19 protein-coding genes are annotated in these 18,844 nt (G+C 62.4%); 17 read left to right on the top strand and 2 right to left on the bottom strand.

What is annotated here, in order from left to right:
- From rpmD to dsbD, 13 genes are all read left to right on the top strand, one after another.
- A complete protein-coding gene (gene rpmD / locus BIO17B3_RS06250) occupies positions 1–186 on the top strand; it encodes a 50S ribosomal protein L30 (protein WP_156053453.1) in 186 nt (61 codons plus the stop codon).
- 95 nt (positions 187–281) lie between these two features.
- Complete coding sequence (gene rplO / locus BIO17B3_RS06245; RefSeq protein ID WP_156053452.1) at positions 282–728, top strand: 50S ribosomal protein L15; 447 nt, start codon at positions 282–284, stop codon at positions 726–728.
- A gap of 14 nt (positions 729–742) precedes the next feature.
- Complete coding sequence (gene secY, locus BIO17B3_RS06240; RefSeq protein ID WP_013124107.1) at positions 743–2,062, top strand: preprotein translocase subunit SecY; 1,320 nt, start codon at positions 743–745, stop codon at positions 2,060–2,062.
- Between the two features lie 9 nt (positions 2,063–2,071).
- Positions 2,072–2,290: a translation initiation factor IF-1 gene (infA, locus tag BIO17B3_RS06235; RefSeq protein WP_013106895.1), complete on the top strand. Its 219-nt coding sequence runs from the start codon at positions 2,072–2,074 to the stop codon at positions 2,288–2,290.
- Positions 2,291–2,308: 18 nt separating this feature from the next.
- Positions 2,309–2,422 carry a 50S ribosomal protein L36 gene (rpmJ, locus tag BIO17B3_RS06230; protein ID WP_013106894.1) on the top strand — a complete coding sequence of 38 codons (114 nt, stop codon included), beginning with the start codon at positions 2,309–2,311 and terminating at the stop codon, positions 2,420–2,422.
- 33 nt (positions 2,423–2,455) lie between these two features.
- Positions 2,456–2,821 carry a 30S ribosomal protein S13 gene (gene rpsM / locus BIO17B3_RS06225; RefSeq protein WP_013106893.1) on the top strand — a complete coding sequence of 122 codons (366 nt, stop codon included), beginning with the start codon at positions 2,456–2,458 and terminating at the stop codon, positions 2,819–2,821.
- A gap of 16 nt (positions 2,822–2,837) precedes the next feature.
- Positions 2,838–3,245: a 30S ribosomal protein S11 gene (rpsK, locus tag BIO17B3_RS06220; RefSeq protein ID WP_013106892.1), complete on the top strand. Its 408-nt coding sequence runs from the start codon at positions 2,838–2,840 to the stop codon at positions 3,243–3,245.
- A 175-nt stretch (positions 3,246–3,420) separates the two neighbouring features.
- Positions 3,421–4,044, top strand: a complete 624-nt coding sequence (gene rpsD / locus BIO17B3_RS06215; RefSeq protein ID WP_156053451.1) for a 30S ribosomal protein S4 — start codon at positions 3,421–3,423, stop codon at positions 4,042–4,044.
- Positions 4,045–4,159: 115 nt separating this feature from the next.
- Positions 4,160–5,146, top strand: a complete 987-nt coding sequence (rpoA, locus tag BIO17B3_RS06210) for a DNA-directed RNA polymerase subunit alpha (protein WP_013106890.1) — start codon at positions 4,160–4,162, stop codon at positions 5,144–5,146.
- A 128-nt stretch (positions 5,147–5,274) separates the two neighbouring features.
- Positions 5,275–5,670: a 50S ribosomal protein L17 gene (gene rplQ, locus BIO17B3_RS06205; RefSeq protein ID WP_013106889.1), complete on the top strand. Its 396-nt coding sequence runs from the start codon at positions 5,275–5,277 to the stop codon at positions 5,668–5,670.
- Positions 5,671–5,790: 120 nt separating this feature from the next.
- Positions 5,791–6,741: an ATP-binding cassette domain-containing protein gene (locus tag BIO17B3_RS06200; protein WP_156053450.1), complete on the top strand. Its 951-nt coding sequence runs from the start codon at positions 5,791–5,793 to the stop codon at positions 6,739–6,741.
- A gap of 30 nt (positions 6,742–6,771) precedes the next feature.
- On the top strand, positions 6,772–7,554 hold the full coding sequence (locus tag BIO17B3_RS06195; protein WP_156053449.1) for an ABC transporter permease: 783 nt from the start codon (positions 6,772–6,774) through the stop codon (positions 7,552–7,554).
- Between the two features lie 250 nt (positions 7,555–7,804).
- Complete coding sequence (gene dsbD, locus BIO17B3_RS06190) at positions 7,805–9,799, top strand: protein-disulfide reductase DsbD (RefSeq protein ID WP_156053448.1); 1,995 nt, start codon at positions 7,805–7,807, stop codon at positions 9,797–9,799.
- A gap of 27 nt (positions 9,800–9,826) precedes the next feature.
- Here the strand turns inward: dsbD and BIO17B3_RS06185 are convergent, their stop codons facing one another.
- Positions 9,827–10,318 carry a protein tyrosine phosphatase family protein gene (locus BIO17B3_RS06185; protein WP_156053447.1) on the bottom strand — a complete coding sequence of 164 codons (492 nt, stop codon included), beginning with the start codon at positions 10,316–10,318 and terminating at the stop codon, positions 9,827–9,829.
- The gene (locus BIO17B3_RS06180; protein WP_156053446.1) at positions 10,315–12,402 is read right to left on the bottom strand and encodes a molybdopterin-dependent oxidoreductase; all 2,088 of its coding nucleotides are present in this window, start codon (positions 12,400–12,402) and stop codon (positions 10,315–10,317) included. Before BIO17B3_RS06180 ends, BIO17B3_RS06185 begins: the two co-directional genes overlap by 4 nt.
- Positions 12,403–12,545: 143 nt before the next feature.
- Between BIO17B3_RS06180 and BIO17B3_RS06175 the strand changes: the two genes are divergently transcribed.
- The 4 genes from BIO17B3_RS06175 to BIO17B3_RS06160 all read left to right on the top strand — a co-directional run bounded on the left by BIO17B3_RS06175 (position 12,546) and on the right by BIO17B3_RS06160 (position 18,839).
- Positions 12,546–13,334: a TetR/AcrR family transcriptional regulator gene (locus tag BIO17B3_RS06175; RefSeq protein WP_232054201.1), complete on the top strand. Its 789-nt coding sequence runs from the start codon at positions 12,546–12,548 to the stop codon at positions 13,332–13,334.
- Positions 13,335–13,403: 69 nt separating this feature from the next.
- Positions 13,404–15,200, top strand: a complete 1,797-nt coding sequence (locus BIO17B3_RS06170; protein ID WP_156053445.1) for an acyl-CoA dehydrogenase C-terminal domain-containing protein — start codon at positions 13,404–13,406, stop codon at positions 15,198–15,200.
- A 19-nt stretch (positions 15,201–15,219) separates the two neighbouring features.
- Entirely contained in the window at positions 15,220–17,619 is a 2,400-nt protein-coding gene (locus tag BIO17B3_RS06165; RefSeq protein WP_156053444.1) for a 3-hydroxyacyl-CoA dehydrogenase/enoyl-CoA hydratase family protein, read from the top strand.
- A 20-nt stretch (positions 17,620–17,639) separates the two neighbouring features.
- Positions 17,640–18,839, top strand: a complete 1,200-nt coding sequence (locus BIO17B3_RS06160; RefSeq protein WP_156053443.1) for an acetyl-CoA C-acyltransferase — start codon at positions 17,640–17,642, stop codon at positions 18,837–18,839.
- Positions 18,840–18,844 lie beyond the last annotated feature (5 nt).

The raw sequence follows: 18,844 nt of genomic DNA, 5'->3' as shown, positions 1-18,844 counted from the left end.
ATGAGTGACAAGAAAACCATCAGGGTCAAGCTGGTTCGCAGCGTGATCGGCACGCGCGATTCGCATCGCGCGACGGTGCGTGGCCTCGGTCTGCGCAAGCTGGGCAGCGTGCGTGAGCTGGAAGACACGGCTGCCGTGCGTGGCATGGTCCGCAAGGTCAGTTATCTGGTTGAAATCTGCGAATAAAGCCGATTCAGATCGGGCGCAAACCAGCGGCTGATCCAGCTTCGGTTTGCGCGCAACAGCAGAATTTGTGAAATTCGCGATTAGTGAGATTCAATATGCAACTCAACACCATCAAACCCGCCGCTGGCGCCAAGCACGCCAAGCGCCGCGTTGGCCGCGGAATTGGATCGGGTCTCGGTAAGACCGCGGGCCGCGGTCACAAGGGCCAAAAATCGCGTTCCGGCGGTTTCCACAAGGTGGGCTTCGAAGGCGGTCAAATGCCCTTGCAGCGCCGTCTGCCCAAGCGTGGTTTCAAGTCGCCGATTGCGCGCTACAGCGCGCAGGTCACGCTGGCTGATCTGAACCGCATGCAGGAAGACGAAATCGACATGCTCACGCTCAAGGCTCACGGACTGGTGCCTGATCTGTCGCGCACCGTCAAGGTTATCGCTTCGGGTCAGATCGCTCGCGCTGTCAAACTAAAGGGCATTCTGGCAACCAAGGGCGCCCGCAGCGCCATCGAAGCGGCAGGCGGAAGCATCGCCGAAGTCGCAGCAGCCTGAACGGACGTCTCGACATGGCCAGCACAGGCGTGACTCAGCAGGGCAAGTACGGCGACCTCGGTCGTCGTCTGCTGTTCCTGCTCGGCGCACTGGTGGTGTACCGCATTGGTGCACACATCCCTGTGCCCGGAATCGATCCGACGCATCTGCAACAACTTTTCCAGAACAATTCGAGCGGCATTTTGGGCCTGTTCAATATGTTCTCAGGTGGAGCGCTGGCACGCTTCACGGTATTTGCGCTGGGGATCATGCCTTATATTTCGGCGTCGATCATCATGCAATTGCTCACTTATGTGGTGCCCTCGCTCGAAGCCCTTAAAAAGGAAGGTGAGGCAGGGCGGCGCAAGACGACACAATACACGCGCTATTTCACTTTGGTGCTGGCGCTTTTTCAGTCCTTCGGTATTGCAGTGGCGCTGCAGGCTTCCCCTGGCCTGGTCATCAGTCCTGGCATCGGTTTTCAGCTATCTGCCGTGCTGACCCTGACCTCTGGCACCATGTTTCTGATGTGGCTGGGTGAGCAAATTACCGAGCGTGGTCTGGGTAATGGTATTTCCATCATTATTTTCTCGGGTATTGTGGCTGGCTTGCCTTCCGCGATCGCCGGGCTGATGGAGTTGGTCAGTACAGGCGCGATGAGTGTATTGGTGGCGCTGTTCGTGTTAGCCATCGTGGTGCTGGTGACCTATTTCGTGGTATTTGTCGAGCGGGGTCAGCGCAAGATTCTGGTGAACTACGCGCGGCGGCAGGTGGGCAATAAGGTGTATGGTGGACAAAGCTCGCATCTGCCCCTGAAGTTGAATATGGCAGGCGTGATTCCACCGATTTTTGCATCGTCCATTATTTTGCTTCCGGCAACGGCAGTGAGCTGGTTTGGCGCTGCCAAAGGGATGGGCTGGTTGAAGGATATTGCCGGTGCGCTTTCGCCAGGGCAGCCGCTCTACATCCTGTTGTACGCCACTGCGATCATTTTCTTTGCTTTTTTCTACACGGCTCTGGTTTTCAATAGTCGTGAAACTGCCGATCAGCTCAAAAAAGGTGGCGCGTTCATTCCTGGCATTCGGCCAGGGGAGCAGACCGCCAAATTCATCGACAAGGTGCTGATGCGCCTGACGTTGGTGGGGGCGATTTACATCACTTTAGTTTGCCTGCTGCCGGAGTTTCTTGTATTGAAATACAATGTGCCGTTCAGCTTTGGTGGAACTTCGCTGCTGATCATTGTGGTGGTTACCATGGATTTTATGGCGCAAGTGCAAGCTTATGCCATGTCGCATCAGTACGATGCCCTGCTGAAAAAAGCCAATTTCAAATCGGGTCTTGGCGGGGTGCGTTAACGGAGTTTTATGGCCAAGGACGATGTCATTCAGATGCAGGGGGAGATTCTCGAAAATCTCCCGAACGCAACCTTCCGCGTCAAGCTGGAAAACGGCCACACGGTTTTGGGGCATATTTCCGGAAAAATGCGCATGCATTACATCCGCATTCTTCCGGGAGACAAGGTCACGGTTGAGCTGACGCCCTACGATTTGTCACGTGCGCGGATTGTGTTCCGCGCCAAGTAATAGCAAGAGAGGATCATCATGAGAGTGAGCGCATCGGTTAAAAAAATGTGCCGTAATTGCAAGATTATTCGTCGCAAAGGTGTTGTGCGTGTGATTTGCACCGACCCGCGTCACAAGCAGCGCCAGGGTTGAGCCCAAATCATTTTTTGAAGTTCGAGGTATTCAATGGCACGTATTGCTGGTATTAACATTCCGCCACATCAACACTCCGAAATCGGCCTCACGGCGATTTACGGCATTGGTCGCACCACCGCGCGCGCCATTTGTGATGCTTCGGGCGTTCCCTACAACAAGCGGATCAAGGATCTGTCCGACGCCGATCTGGAGAAGGTGCGCGAAGCCATTGGCAAGCTCACCATCGAGGGTGACCTGCGTCGCGAGATCTCCGTCAACATCAAGCGCCTGATGGATCTGGGTTGCTATCGTGGCTTCCGCCATCGTCGCGGCCTGCCCGTGCGTGGTCAGCGCACCCGCACCAATGCCCGCACCCGCAAGGGACCGCGCAAGGGCAGCATCACGCTGAAGAAATAAGTAAGGAACATCGCAAATGGCTAAACCGTCTTCCCAAAACTCCGCAGCCCAGCGCGCACGCAAGAAGGTTCGCAAGAACGTCTCTGACGGCATTGCGCACGTTCACGCGTCGTTCAACAACACCATCATCACCATCACCGACCGTCAGGGCAACGCGCTGTCGGCATCGTCTTCGGGTGCGCAAGGCTTTAAGGGTTCGCGCAAATCCACCCCGTTTGCGGCGCAGGTTGCTGCCGAGCAGGCGGGCCGTGTGGCGCTGGAATACGGCATCAAGAACCTGGAAGTCTTCATCAAAGGCCCGGGCCCGGGGCGTGAGTCGTCGGTGCGCGCACTGAACAACCTCGGCATCAAGGTCACGCTCATCGAAGATGTGACGCCGATCCCGCACAACGGCTGCCGTCCGCCGAAGCGTCGCCGCGTCTGATTTTGTTGATAGGTTTTGTCGGTAGGTTTTGTTGAATTTTTGTTGCACTGATTTGTAGAACTATCCCCGCGCCCTTTGGTCGTCTAGACGGCCGAGGGCGCGTTTTCAAGTCCACTGCCCGATTGTTCGGGCTCCCATGCAATTCACGGCATGGCAGTATTGAAAGGAATTCCAAGTGGCTCGTTTTATTGGCGCCAAAGGCAAACTCACCCGCCGCGAAGGCGCAGACCTCTTTCTCAAGAGCGCACGCCGCGGTATCGACTCCAAGGTCAAGCTCGAGACCAAACCCGGTCAGCACGGCCGCACTTCAGGCGCCCGCACGTCCGACTACGGCAAGCAACTGCGTGAAAAGCAGAAGGTCAAGCGGATGTATGGCGTGCTTGAGCGCCAATTCCGCCGTTATTACGAAGAAGCGCAACGCCGCTCTGGCAATACCGGCACCAATCTGCTGATGCTGCTGGAATCGCGCCTGGACAATGTGGTGTATCGCATGGGTTACGGCTCGACCCGCGCTGAAGCGCGTCAATTGGTCAGCCATCGCTCGATCACTGTCAACGGCAAGGTGTTGAATATCCCCTCGGCGCTGGTGAAGACGGGCGATGTGGTCGCGGTGCGTGAAAAGTCGCGCAATCAGGTCCGCATCCAGGAATCTGTGAAACTGGCTGAGTCGAATGGTTTCCCTGCCTGGGTGCAGGTGGATGGCGCCAAGATGGAAGGCGTCTTCAAGAAGGCCCCGGACCGCGATGAATTTGGCAACGACATCAACGAGTCGCTGATCATCGAGTTGTACTCGCGTTAATTTTTATCCACGCCCCGGACTCCCGGGGTGTGTTCGTGCCTTGCCAACGCTGGCAGCGGCCGCTCACCTCAGCCTTATCCGCGTAACGTGCGGAGGGTATTGAACAGGAAGCCTTATGCAAACTGCACTTCTTCGCCCCAAGTCGATTCAGGTCGAATCTCTCGGTCACAACCGTTCCAAAGTGGTGCTCGAACCTTTCGAGCGCGGCTACGGCCACACCCTTGGCAACGCGCTTCGCCGCGTCATGCTGTCGTCGCTGGTGGGTTACGCGCCGACCGAGGTCAGCATCAACGGCGTGCTCCACGAGTACTCTGTGGTCGACGGCCTGCAGGAAGATGTGATCGGCGTGCTGCTCAACCTCAAAGGCGTGGTGCTCAAGCTGCACAACCGCGACGAAGTCACCCTGTCGCTGCGCAAGGAAGGCGAAGGCGTGGTGACTGCTGCCGACATCCAGACGCCTCACGACGTCGAGATCATCAATCCGGATCACGTGATCGCGCATCTGTCGCAAGGCGGCAAGCTCGACATGCAGATCAAGGTCGAAAAGGGTCGTGGCTACGTCCCCGGTACCCTGCGTAATTTCGGCGAAGAAGGCGGCAAGAGCATTGGTCATATCGTGCTCGACGCTTCGTTCTCGCCGGTGCGCCGCGTCAGCTATGCCGTGGAAAGCGCCCGCGTGGAGCAGCGTACCGATCTGGACAAGCTGGTCATGGAAATCGAGACCAACGGCGTGATCAGCGCGGAAGAAGCCATTCGTTCGTCTGCGCGCATTCTGGTTGAGCAGTTGTCGGTGTTCGCCAGCCTGGAAGGCGCCGAGACGACTGAGGCCGCCGAGGCGGCTGCTGGTGGACAGACTTACGATCCGATCCTGCTGCGCCCGGTTGATGAGCTCGAACTGACGGTGCGCTCGGCCAACTGCCTCAAGGCCGAGAACATCTACTACATCGGCGACCTGATTCAGCGTAGCGAAACCGAACTGCTCAAGACCCCCAACCTGGGCCGCAAGTCGCTCAACGAAATTAAGGAAGTGCTCGCCGCGCGCGGCCTGACGCTGGGGATGAAGCTCGACAACTGGCCGCCCAGCGGCTTGGACAAGCGCTGAGCGAACCTCGGTGATCAATCTCGTTGATTACAAGCTTTTTGATGACAAGTTTCGCCGGGTGGAGTACCCGGCAGTGCAGGGCCAGTACCTGATCCGGCTGGCCTAATTCATAAGGAAAGGAAAGCACCATGCGTCACGGAAACGGACTTCGCAAACTCAATCGCACCTCCAGCCATCGCAAGGCCATGTTTCGCAACATGGCCAATTCGCTGATTGAGCACGAGGCCATCAAAACCACGCTACCCAAGGCCAAGGAATTGCGCGCCGTGGTCGAGCCTCTGATCACCCTGGGTAAAAAGCCCTCGCTGGCCAATCGCCGCCTGGCGTTTGACCGCCTGCGCAACCGGGACTCTGTGGCCAAGCTGTTCAACGTGCTCGGTCCCCGTTATCAGACTCGTCCGGGCGGTTACACGCGCACCCTGAAGTTCGGCTTCCGCGTGGGTGACAACGCGCCGATGGCTCTGATCGAACTCGTTGACCGGCCCGATGTGGACGCCGCGCCGGCCGAAGACAAGTCGGAATAAGTCAGGCGGAACCTAAAAGTATCGGCGGGCCCTCTCGCCGTCATCCTGAAAAGCGCCAGCAGTTGCTGGCGTTTTTCATGGCCGAAGCAGTTTTCACAGCGAGCCCGTAGCATGCTCACCATGCCAGAAAGCACTGCCCGCCTGCCCGAAACACCCGCGCCCTCCGTGCTGCTTGAACTCGATCAGGTCTATAAAAGCTATGGGCAGCTGCAGGTGGTCGATGGCCTGAGTCTGCGGCTGTCGCGCGGCGAGTGTTACGGCCTCATCGGCCCTAACGGCGCCGGAAAAACCACCACCATTCAACTTTGCCTCGGCCTGGCGCGGCCTGACCGCGGGCAGATTCGGCTGATGGGGCAGCCCGTGCCGCAAGCGGCCCGGCAGGCCCGCCGGCGTGTGGGGGTGGTGACGCAGTTCGACAGCCTCGATCCCGACTTCACGGTGGAGGAAAACCTGTTGGTCTTTGGTCGTTACTTCGGCTTGCGCGACGCCGAGTTGCGTCCGCGGCTGCCGCAGTTGCTGGCGTTCGCCGCGCTCGAATCAAAAGCGCGGGCACGCATCAGCGAGTTGTCTGGGGGCATGCGGCGGCGGCTGAGTCTGGCGCGGGCGCTGGTCAATGATCCGGATCTGATTTTTCTGGACGAGCCGACCACCGGCCTCGATCCGCAGGCCCGCCACCTGATCTGGGAGCGCCTCAAACTGCTGACCGCGCAAGGCAAATCGCTCCTGCTCACGACGCATTTCATGGACGAGGCCGAACGCCTGTGTCATCGCATTCTGGTGCTCGACCACGGCCGCCGCATTGCGGAAGACACGCCCCGCGGTTTGATCGCCGCCCAGGTCGAAGCCGAAGTCATCGAGATGGACGGCGAGGGGCTCGACGCCGCGGAGCAGTTGCTGCGCCCGCATGTGCAACGCATGGAGCGCAGCGGAGATGGTTTGTTCGCCTACATGACGCATGGCGCCGAGGCCTTGCGCGCGCTGGAGGCGCTGCCCGGCCTGAGGGTTTTGCACCGCCGCGCCAATCTCGAAGACGTTTTCCTCAAACTCACCGGGCGGCAACTGCGCGATTGACGACGCGCGCGCCCGATCTGCCGATGCACCATGTCTGATCTCACTCTGCTTGAGCGCCACAGGTGGCGCTTCTTCCCCATTTGGCAGCGCAACTTTCTGGTGTGGAAGAAGCTCGCCATTCCCAGCCTGATCGGCAATATCGCGGAGCCCCTGATCACCCTTTTGGCCTTTGGGTTTGGCGTGGGCGCCCTGGTCGGCACGGTTCATGGCGTGCCCTACATCCAGTTTCTCGCTTCCGGCGCGATCTGCATGAGCGTGATGATGGCCGCGAGTTTCGAGGCGCTATATTCCGCGTTTTCACGCATGCATGTGCAAAAAACCTGGGACGCCATCCGCGTCACCCCCACCTCGCTCGACGACGTGCTGCTGGGTGAACTCACCTGGGCGGCGACCAAATCCGTATTCAGCGGCGTGGCCATTCTTGCGGTCATCGTGGTTCTGGGCATCAGCCGGCAGTGGACGCTGCTCATCGCGCTGCCCTTGCTGCTGCTCACCGGGCTGGTGTTTTCCGCCATCGGTCTCATCGTCAACGCCAAGGCGCGCGGTTATGATTTTTTCACCTACTACTTCACCCTGGTGCTCACGCCGATGACGTTTCTGTCCGGCGTTTATTTTCCGCTGACCGCGCTGCCGCAGCCGCTGCAGTGGCTGGCGCAGGTGCTGCCCCTGAACGCCGCAGTCGAACTGGTGCGCCCGCTGTTTTTCGGACAATTCGACCCGCTGGCGGGGCTGCATCTGGCCGTGCTGGTGTTTGATTTGCTGCTGGCTTGGTGGGTGGCGCGCACGCTGACGCAGAGACGCTTTCGGGCCTGAGGGCGCCCCCAACCTGCCGCGTTCGCGTCAGGCCCCCCGAGGGGGATGAGAAAGCTTGGGGCGGCCCTGCGTTTTCTCATGAGCCCCAGCGCGGATGCCGGGTAATTCAGCGGGTGCAGCAGGGCAAGCCCTAAGGCATTCAAATATGCCACTGGACTTATATTTCACCTTCGACGGCTGCGCGACGCCTGACTGGCTGTCAGGATCTCACGCGGCACGCGACCAAACGATAAGACAAGGGAGACCGTTCATGCGCCACAGCATTCCATCCACTTCGCGAGCACCGCGTTTCTGGGCAGGGCTCAGTCGTGCTCTGCTGGGCTTTTTCCTGCTCTGGGCCGGCGTTTTGCAGCCCGTGGCGCAGGCTCAGCAGGCCGATTTCCTGCCGCCGGACGAAGCCTTCCAGTTCACTGCCAAAGTGCAGGATGCCAAGACGGTGCTGCTGCAGTTCAAGGCGCACGACGGGTATTACCTGTACCAGGAGCGGTTTCATTTCGAGTCACAGACGCCGGGCGTGGAACTCGGCAAGCCAGAATTTCCTCCGGCGCACAAAATTTTCGATAAGAACCTCGGCCACGAGGTGTTTCACTACCGCGGACTAGTCCCGATTCCCCTGCCCGTGCTCAAGGCGCCGGCCACCTTCAAGATGTTGGTGACGTATCAGGGCTGCGCCGACGCGGGGCTTTGCTATCCGCCAATCGAAAAGCTCGCCACCGTCAGTCTTAGCGGGTTTGGCGGCAACGGAACGGTGAGCATTTCCGAACCCGACGACGAAAGCGGTAGCGCACCCGCGGCAAGCGGCAGCGGAGCCAGCGGCTTGGTACAGGGCTTGATGACTGGCGCCAGCGCGGCACAACCGGCGGCGGCCTCGGCCTCTGCCACGACCGCGCCAGCTCCGGCTGCAACGGCATCAGCCGTCGCCGCCCCGGCTGCTGCGGCCGCTGTCGCCCAGGGTGGCGACTCGTCGCGCATTGGTCAGGCGCTGGCGTCGGGCAGCCTGCTCAGCATCATTCCCATGTTCCTGGTGTTCGGTCTGCTGCTAGCCTTCACGCCCTGCGTGCTGCCGATGATTCCCATTCTGTCGAGCATCATCGTGGGGCAGGGCGACAAAGTGTCCCGGGGGCGCGGCTTCGCCCTGGCCGTGGCTTATTCGCTGGGCATGGCCATTGTGTACACGGCCTTTGGCGTGGCGGCCGGTCTGCTGGGCCAAGGGCTGGCGGCCTCGTTGCAGAACCCCTGGGTGCTGTCGGTCTTCGCCTTGTTGCTCGTGGTGCTGTCGCTGTCGATGTTCGGTTTCTACGAACTGCAAGTGCCCAGCAGTCTGCAGAGCAAGTTGTCATCCACCTCCGACAAGATGCAGGGCGGACACTTCGCCGGGGTTTTCATCATGGGCGGCATTTCGGCGCTCATCGTCGGGCCCTGCGTGGCCGCGCCGCTGGCCGGGGCGCTGCTCTACATCAGCCAGACCGGCAACGCGCTCATCGGTGGGGTGGCGCTGTTCTCGCTGGCGGCGGGCATGAGCGTGCCCTTGCTGCTGGTCGGGCTGGGCGCGGGCACTTTGCTGCCCAAGGCGGGCGGATGGATGGATGGCGTCAAGGCCTTCTTCGGTGTGCTGCTCATCGCCACCGCGCTGTACATGATCGCCCCGGTGCTGCCGACCTGGCTGCTGATGGTGCTGTGGGCGCTGCTTTTGCTCATCAGCGCCAGCTTCCTGCGAGTGTTTGACCGGCTTCCCGACGAGGTTTCCGGCTGGAAGCGGCTGTTCAAGGGCTTCGGTGTGGCGTTGGCCGTGGCGGGCGCGGCGCTGATCGTCGGCCTGGCGGCGGGCAACCGTAATCTGCTGCAGCCGCTAGCCGGGCTGGGCGGCGGCGCAGCGGGGGCGGTGAGCGCCGCGCCCGCGGTGCGGTTTCAGCGCATTCACACGGTGGCCGATCTCGACCGTGTGGTCGCCAGCAGCAGCAAGCCCGTGATGCTCGACTTCTACGCCGATTGGTGCGTGTCGTGCAAGGAAATGGAGCACTTCACCTTCACCGATCCCGCAGTGGCGCAACAGTTGGCGGGCTTTACGCTGATTCAGGCCGACGTGACGAACAACACCGCCGACGACAAGGCGTTGCTCAAGCGTTTCCAACTGTTCGGCCCGCCGGGCATCATCTTTTTCAAGAGCGGCAAGGAAGTGGGCCGCGTGGTGGGATTCGAGGATGCCAAGACCTTCCTGGCGTCGATGAAGCGCGCGGGGGTTTGAGCGCGTTGTTTCGACGCTTGGCAGAGATCAGTGCGCTGCGCCGCGGCCGTAGCTGTGGCGGTGTGACGCGCGCACTGCGCTGATCCACTGCTGCCAGACCGGGTTCGGTGCCCAGATCTGCGACATCGGCCACGACGCTTGTTCTTCAGTTTCGCCACGAATGAGCAGGCGGTAGAGATAGACGAAGGCCGAGGCCCGCATATTTTTTGCGCAATGCAGCCAGACAGGTTGTTGCCCGAGCGTAGCCATCACCCCGGCGAACTGCTCAAACTGCACAGGTTTCGGCGCGTCCCACAGCACCGGGATGTGCACATAGTTCATTCCCAAGGCCGTCACCTGCTCGGCTTCGCCGGACAAGGCCTTGGAAGACGTCGGCAGCGCGAGGTTGATGACCGTGGCCACGCCCAGAGCAGGCAGGCGGGCAATGTCGGCGACGCTGAGCTGGCCCGAGCACCAAAGACCTTCGAATGCCGCGAAGGTTTTTTCGGCGTCAAAGCGCAGCGGCGCTGACTCGCTCACGCTGCGGCTACCTCCACCAGGCAGTCGTAGAAGCACGGCCCATTGCCCAGATCGGTCAGGCGCTGGTGGGTGAGGGCATTGACGTTGTTGCCATCGGCGTAGAGCTTGCGCCACCAGATGCCTAAAGCGACGATCTGGCCAGGGCGGGTGCGCGAGCTCAGGCGGGCGCGGGTGAGGGTGGCGCCGCGGTCGTTGAAGGTGCGCACCATCTGGCCGTCGGCAATGCCGCGCGCTACAGCATCATCCGGGTGGAGCAGCAGCAGCGGTTCGCCTTCGAGATTGCGCAGGCTGTCGACGTTGACAAAGCTGGAGTTGAGGAAGTTGCGCGCCGGGGGCGAGATCATCGCCAGCGGGTAGCGCGTGGCGAGCTCAGGTGCAGAGGCGACAGACTCGTAGGGCAGCAGCACCTCGGGCAAGGGGTCGCGCCCGGCATCCGCTTCGCGTTGTGACCAGAATTCGCACTTGCCCGAAGGTGTGGGAAAGCCGCCGTGTGCAAACGGGGCGGCGGCGCCGGGCAGCTTGGCCCAGCCGCTGGCCCGTAATTGCTCCCAGGTGATGCCACCGTTGCGCGGATCAGGGGCGATGGCTTGCGCTGCGATCTGCTCATCGCTCTCGGCAAAGCACGGATCGGTGTAGCCCATGCGCGCGGCCAGTAACCGGAAGATTTCGGTATTCGGCTTGGCCTGCCCCAGCGGGGCGATGGCGGCGTTGTTCGCCATCCAGTAGCGGTGGCCGTAGGCCTTGTGCACGTCGAGATGTTCGAGCTGGGTGGTGGCGGGCAGCAGGTAGTCGGCGTAGTCGGCGGTATCGGTCTGGAAATGCTCCAGCACCACGGTGAACAGATCGTCGCGGGCGAACCCGGCGCGCACCTTGTTGCCCTCGGGCGCAACCGCCAGCGGATTGCTGTTGTAGACGATCACGGCTTCGACTTTCGGGCCGAATTCGGCTGAGCCTGGCCGCAGCAGATCGTCGCCGATGGTCACCATATTGAGGGTGCGCGGGGTGCGTCCGGCCAGCAGATCGGGACGTTCCAACGCGGCGCCGTTGGCGGCGAAATGATTGGAGCTCGACATCAGCAGCCCGCCGGCATCGTGCCGCCAGGCGCCCACGAGCGCCGGCAGGCAGGCAATGGCGCGCACCGCATTGGCGCCGCCGCGCACGCGCTGCAGGCCGTAGTTCATGCGGATGGCCGCCGGGGCGAGCGTGCCGTAGTCGCGCGCCAGTTGGCGAATTTGCTCGACGGGCACGCCGCAGACCTCGGCGGCGCGCTCGGGCGGCCACTCCAGCGCGCGCTGGCGCAGGGCGGCAAAGCCTACGGTGTGCTGCGCGATGTAGTCGTGATCGAGCCAGTCGTGCGCAATGAGTTCGTGCATCAAGGCATAGGCCAGCGCGGCATCGGTGCCGGGACGCAGTTGCACATGGTCGTGGCACTTCTCGGCGGTGTCGTTGCGCCAGGGGTCGATGCACACCAGCTTGGCGCCATTGCGCTTGGCGCGCTGCGCGTAAGTCCAGAAATGCAGATTGCTGGTGATGCTGTTGCTGCCCCAGATGAGGATGAGCTTGCTGTGTTCGAACTGCTCGACGTCCGTCCCCATCTTGCCGCCGATGACCGCCTTGAGTCCGGCCTCGCCCGCGGTGGAGCAAATGGTGCGGTCGAGCAGGCTGGCACCGAGCTTGTGAAAAAAGCGCGCCGCCATGCTTTCGCTCTGCACGAAACCCAGCGTGCCGCCGTAGGAGTAGGGCAGGATGGCCTGCGGGTCACGGGCGGCAATCTCCTTGAGCCGGGCGGCGATGGCGTCCAGCGCTTCGTCCCAGCTCACCGGGGCGAACTGGCCGCTGCCTTTGGGGCCGACTCGCTTCATCGGCTGCAGCAAGCGGTCCGGGTGATAGGTGCGCTCGGTATAGCGCGAGACCTTGGCGCACAGCGCGCCGTGCGTGGGGGGATGCTCGGGGTCGCCGCGCACGCTGATGGCCACGCCATCTCGCACGGTGACGAGCAGGGCGCAGGTGTCGGGGCAGTCGTGCGGGCAGGCGGCGCGCACGATGGTGTCTTGGGCGGAGACTGCGTTGGAAGAGTCGGGCATGGCGACGGTTTTTGAAGTCAGGGAGTTAGCACCTCAGTTTAGGCGGCAAATCCCCTGATCGCAGTTAGCGGTTGACAAAGTGGTGAGAATCGGAAATAGTACGACCGTTCGTTTTTTATCAATCTCTCCTGCACACGACAAAAATGACTGCCAGTCACTCCCCGATCTCTCCGCGCCGCACGCCGCACCGCACGGCGGGCGCCAAAACGGCGGCAAAAGCGGCGGCAAAACGCAGCGTGAGCGCCAGTCTGCCAGTTGAGCCAGTCGGCAGCGGTTCGGCCAAGGGGCGGCAGACGCGGCAGGCCATCATCGACTGCGCGCTGCAGATGGCCGGGCGCATCGGCCTGGAGGGTTTGTCCATCGGGGTGCTCGCCGACCGGATGGAAATGAGCAAATCAGGGGTGTTCGCGCATTTCGGTTCGCGCGAAGAGTTGCAGATCGCGGTTATCCGCCACTATCACGACCAGTTCGAGCAAGAGGTGTTTTACCGCGCCATCGAGCAGCCGCGCGGCATGCCGCGTCTGGCGGCCATGGTGCAGCGCTGGCTGCAGCGGGTGAGCGTGGAAATGGAGACCGGCTGCATCTACATCTCCAGCGCGGTCGAATTCGACGACCGCCCGGGCACGGTGCGCGATGCGCTGGTCGCCATGATCCAGACCTGGCACGACGCGGTGCGCCGCGCCATCGTGCAGGCGATCGAAATGGGCCATCTCAAGCCCGACACCGATCCGCAACAGCTCATGTTCCAGATTCACGGCTACATCTTGGCGCTGCATCACGACGCCCGGCTGCTCAGGTTGCCTAACAGCCTGGAACTGGCCTGCCGCAGTCTTGACGCGCTGCTGCGCGACCACGCCACGCCCGAAGGCTTGCCCCTGCTTTTGCCTTGTCTGGCCAAGGAGCACCCCGCAAGCGACTCCACCCCCCATTGAGCGCGTTTCCAGTCCATTTTCAGCCCATTTTCAGCCCGTTTTTCGATTCACGATTTTCAGGAGACAGTTATGCCCCAATACACCCCGCCGTTGCGCGATATGCAGTTCGTCATGCACGAAGTCCTTGACGCCACCACCCTGCTCAAAGAGCTGCCGCCGTATGCCGAGGTCGATGCCGACCTGATCAACCAAGTGTGCGAAGAGGCGGGCAAGTTTTGCAGTGAGGTGCTGCAGCCGCTCAACGCCAGCGGTGATGCCGAGGGCTGCCATTACGACGCCGCCACGCATGCTGTGACCACGCCCAAGGGTTTCAAGGCGGCGTGGGATCAGTTCGTGCAGGCCGGTTGGACTTCGCTGACGGCGGACGCCGAATTCGGTGGCCAGGGCCTGCCGCACCTGGTGGGCAGCGCGGTGCACGAGATGCAGAACGCAGCCAATCAAGCCTGGACCATGTACCCCGGCCTGACGCAGGGCGTGACCGAATTGCTGAACGCGCATGGCAGCGCCGAGCAGAAGGCGCTCTACATGCCCAAGCTGGTTGCGGGCGAATGGACCGGCACCATGTGCCTGACCGAGCCGCATTGCGGCACCGACCTCGGCCTGATTCGCACCAAGGCCGTGCCGCAAGACGACGGCAGCTACAAGCTCACCGGACAGAAAATTTTCATCTCCAGTGGCGAACACGACCTGGCGGACAACATCATTCACATGGTGCTGGCCAAGCTGCCAGGTGCGCCCGAAGGCAGCAAGGGGATTTCGCTGTTCATCGTGCCCAAGTTCGTGCCGACCGCCGATGCGGGCGTGGGCGAGCGCAACGGCATTTTCTGCTCCGGCATCGAGCACAAGATGGGCATTCACGCCAACTCCACCTGCCAGATGACCCTCGAAGACGCCACCGGCTGGATGGTGGGCGAGCCCAACAAGGGCCTGGCGGCGATGTTCGTGATGATGAACGGCGCTCGTCTCGGCGTGGGCATGCAGTCGCTTGGCCTCACTGAAGTGGCGTATCAAAACGCGCTGGCCTACGCCCGCGACCGGCTGCAGATGCGTGCGCTCACCGGGCCGAAGGCGCCCGACAAACCGGCCGATCCCATTTTGGTGCACCCCGATGTGCGCCGCATGTTGCTCACCGCGCGCGCCTGGGCCGAAGGCGGACGTTTTCTGGCTTACTGGATTTCGCTGCTGCTCGACCAGTCGCTGCATCACCCGGACGCCGAGGTGCGCAAGGAGGCCGACGACCTCGTCTCGCTGCTCACCCCCATCGTCAAAGCCTTCATCACCGACAACGGTCTGCAGGCCACCAACGAATGCCTGCAGGTGTTCGGCGGGCACGGCTACATCCGCGAATGGGGCATGGAGCAATTCGTGCGCGACGCCCGCATCAACCTGATCTATGAGGGCACCAACACCATTCAGTCGCTCGACCTGCTCGGCCGCAAGGTGTTGATGGACGGCGGTGCGCGGCTGCGCAAGTTCGGCAAGATCCTCACCGATTTCATCGAAGAAGAAGGCGTCAACGAGGCCATGCAAGAGTTCGTCAACCCGCTGGCCGATCTGGCCGACAAGGTGCAAAAACTCACCATGGAACTGGGCATGAAGGCCATGGCCGACAAGGAAGAAGTCGGCGCGGCCGCCGTGCCGTATTTGCGCGTGGCCGGTCATGTGGTGTTTGCCTACGCCTTCGCCCGCATGGCGCAGGTGGCGCAGCGCAAGATTGCTGAAGGCGACGACTCGCCCTTCTACCAAGCCAAGCTGCAGACGGCGCGCTTTTACTTCGGGCGCCTGTATCCAGAATCCGCCGCCGCGATCCGCATGGCACGCAGCGGCGCAAAGAACTTGATGGACACCGAGGCGGTGTTCGCCTGAATCCCCCGAAGGAGCTGACATGACACAGACGATACACATCCGCAAAGTCGCCGTTCTCGGCGCTGGTGTGATGGGCGCGCAGATCGCCGCCCATTGCATCAACGCCCGGGTGCCGGTGGTGCTGTTCGACCTGCCTGCCAAAGAAGGCAGCAAGAACGGCATCGTGACCAAGGCCGTGGCCAACCTCAAGAAACTCAGCCCGGCGCCGCTGGGCGACGCGGCCGAGGCCGGCCTGATCACCGAAGCCAACTACGAGACCGACCTCGAACTGCTGCAGAGCTGCGATCTGGTGATCGAAGCCATTGCCGAGCGCATGGACTGGAAGCACGATCTCTACAAAAAGGTCACGCCGCATCTGGGTGCGAACACCATCTTCGCCTCCAACACCTCGGGCCTGTCGATCACCGCGTTGTCGGCAGGGTTCGACGCCGATCTGCGCAAGCGCTTTTGCGGCGTGCATTTCTTTAACCCGCCGCGCTATATGCATCTGGTGGAACTCATCCCCACCGCAGACACCGACGGTGCCATTCTCGACCGGCTCGAAACCTTCCTCACCACCACCCTGGGCAAGGGCGTGGTGCGCGCCAAGGACACGCCGAACTTTGTCGCCAACCGCGTGGGCGTGTTCTCCATTCTGGCGGTGATCAAGGAGGGCGAGAAATTCGGTCTCGGCTTTGACGTCATCGACGACCTCACCGGCAGCAAACTCGGCCGTGCCAAGAGCGCGACCTTCCGCACCTCCGACGTGGTCGGCCTGGACACCATGGCCCACGTCATCAAGACCATGCAGGACACCCTGCCCGCGGATAAAGACCCCTTCGCCGCGCTCTATGCCACCCCGCCCGTGCTGGCTACGCTGGTCGCCAATGGCGCGTTGGGGCAGAAGAGTGGCGCCGGTTTCTACAAAAAAGTCGGGCGCGACATTCTGAAGTTCGACCCCGCCAAGGGCGACTATGTGCCTGGCGGCGGCAAGGCCGACGAGATCGTGGTGCGCATGCTGAAAAAACCCGCGGCCGAGCGGTTCAAGCTGCTGCGCGAATCGAGCAATCCGCAGGCGCAGTTCCTGTGGAGCATCTTCCGCGACGTGTGGCATTACGTGGCCCTGCATCTGGCCGACATTGCCGACAACGCTCGCGATCTCGACTTCGCCATCCGCTGGGGCTTCGGTTGGAACGAAGGCCCGTTCGAGAGCTGGCAGGCCGCAGGCTGGAAGCAGATCGCCGACTGGATCAGCGAAGACATCGCCGCAGGCAAGACGCTTTGCAGCGCACCGCTGCCCACCTGGGTGGGTCAGGTGGACGGCGTGCACAAACCCGAGGGTTCCTACTCGGCGGCGAACAACGCCTACATCGGCCGCTCTAAGCTGCCGGTCTATGCCCGCCAGCCGTTCAAGCAGGCCGTGCTGGGCGAGAACGCCCCCGACCCGCGCACCGCGGGCAGCACCGTTTTTGAAGATGAGTCGATCCGCCTGTGGACGGCTCCCGGCGCCGACGACGTGCTGGTCGTCAGCTTCAAGACCAAGATGAACACCATCGGTCCCGGGGTCATCGCCGGTCTGCACAAGGCGGTGGAACTGGCCGAAGGCCGCTACAAGGGCGTAGTGGTCTGGCAGCCGACCTCGCTCGCGGGCGGGCCGTTCAGCGCCGGGGCCGATCTGCAGTCGATGATGCCCGCCTTCATGGCCGGCGGCCCCAAAGCCATCGAACCGGAAGAAAAGAAGCTGCAGGACATGATGCTCACCCTGCGCTACGCCCAGGTGCCGGTGGTGGCTGCGGTCAGCGGCATCGCCCTGGGAGGAGGCACTGAGCTGAGCGTGTATTGCGCCAAACGCGTGGTGCATTTCGAGAGCTATATGGGCCTGGTGGAAATGGGCGTCGGCCTGATTCCGGGCGGTGGCGGCCTCACTTACCTGACCCGCCGTGCCGCAGAGCAGGCGCAGGGCGGTGACATCCTGCATTTTCTCAAGACGGGCTTCCAGGCCGCGGCGATGGCCACAGTGGGCAAGTCGGCGCTGGAAAGTCGCAATCTGGGCTATCTGCTGCCCAGCGACGCCATCGTCATGCATGCCCATGAACTGCTGCATGTGGCGGTGGGCCAGGCGCGGGCGATGTTCGACGCGGGCTATCGTCCGCCGATGCCGGGCCAGACTTTCCCGGTGCTCGGACGCAACGGCATCGCCACCATCCGCGCGCAACTGGTCAACCTGCGCGACGGCGGCTTCATCTCCGCCTACGACGACGAGATCGCCACGCGCATCGCCACCGTGCTGTGCGGCGGCGATGTGGAAGAGGGCGCTCCGGCCGACGAGGTCACGCTGATGGCGCTGGAACGCAAGCACTTCTGCGAACTGCTCGGCCAGGGCAAGACCCAGGAACGCATCATGGGCATGTTGCAGACCGGCAAGCCGGTGCGTAACTGATCCGCCACCAGGAGAACAACATGAGCAAACAAGTTCAAGACGCCTACATCGTTGCCGCCACCCGCACGCCGGTGGGCAAGGCCCCTCGCGGGCTGCTGAAAAACTATCGTTCCGACGACTTGCTGGTGCACGTCATCCGTGCCGCATTGGCGCAGGTTCCCAATCTCGATCCCAAGCTGATCGAAGACGCGATCATCGGCTGCGCCATGCCCGAGGGCGATCAGGGCATGAATGTGGCACGCATCGGCGCGCTGCTGTCCGGCCTGCCCGACACGGTGGGCGGCGTGACCGTCAACCGTTTCTGCGCGTCGGGCATCACGGCCATTCAGATGGCTGCCGACCGCATCCGCGTGGGCGAGGCCGATGTGATGATCGCCGGGGGCACCGAGAGCATGAGCCGCGTGCCCATGGGCGGTTTTCATCCCAGCTTCAATCCGGCCATCTTTGCCAACAACGAGCATGTGGGCATCGCCTACGGCATGGGCATGACGGCCGAGAAGGTGGCGCAGCAGTGGAAGGTGAGCCGCGAGGAGCAGGATGCCTTCGCGCTGGCCTCGCACCAAAAGGCGCTGGCCGGCATTGCCGCAGGCGAGTTCAACGAAGAAATCACCCCGCTGGACATCGTCGAGAAGTTTCCCCGTCTGGGCACCGCCGAGGTGGACATCAAGACCCGCAAGATGACCGTGGACGAAGGCCCTCGTGCCGACACCACGCTCGAAGCGCTGGCCCGGCTCAAGCCGGTGTTCGCGGCCAAGGGCAGCGTGACCGCGGGCAACAGCTCGCAGACCTCGGACGGCGCGGGCGCGCTCATTCTGGTGAGCGAGAAGATTCTCAAACAGTTCAACCTCGTGCCGCTGGCGCGCTTCGTCAGCTTTGCCGTGCGCGGCGTGCCGCCCGAGATCATGGGCATCGGCCCGAAGTTCGCCATTCCTGCGGCGCTGGAAAAAGCCGGGCTCAAGCTCGACGACATCGGCTGGATCGAACTCAACGAAGCCTTCGCCGCGCAGTCGCTCGCCGTGGTGAAAGATCTGGGCATCAACCCCGAAGTGCTCAATCCGCTGGGCGGCGCCATCGCCTGGGGCCACCCGCTGGGCGCCACCGGCGCGGTTCGCGCGGCCACGGCGATCTACGGCATGCGTCGCCGCAAGGCCAAATACAGTATGGTGACCATGTGCATCGGCACGGGGCAGGGCGCTGCGGGCATTTTCGAAAACGTCTGATTGCA

Source organism: Thiomonas sp. OC7 (genome assembly GCF_900634595.1).
Lineage (GTDB): Bacteria > Pseudomonadota > Gammaproteobacteria > Burkholderiales > Burkholderiaceae_C > Thiomonas > Thiomonas arsenitoxydans.
The sequence above is the reverse complement of the archived record's forward strand: the minus strand, read 5'-3'. Positions and strand labels throughout refer to the sequence as shown.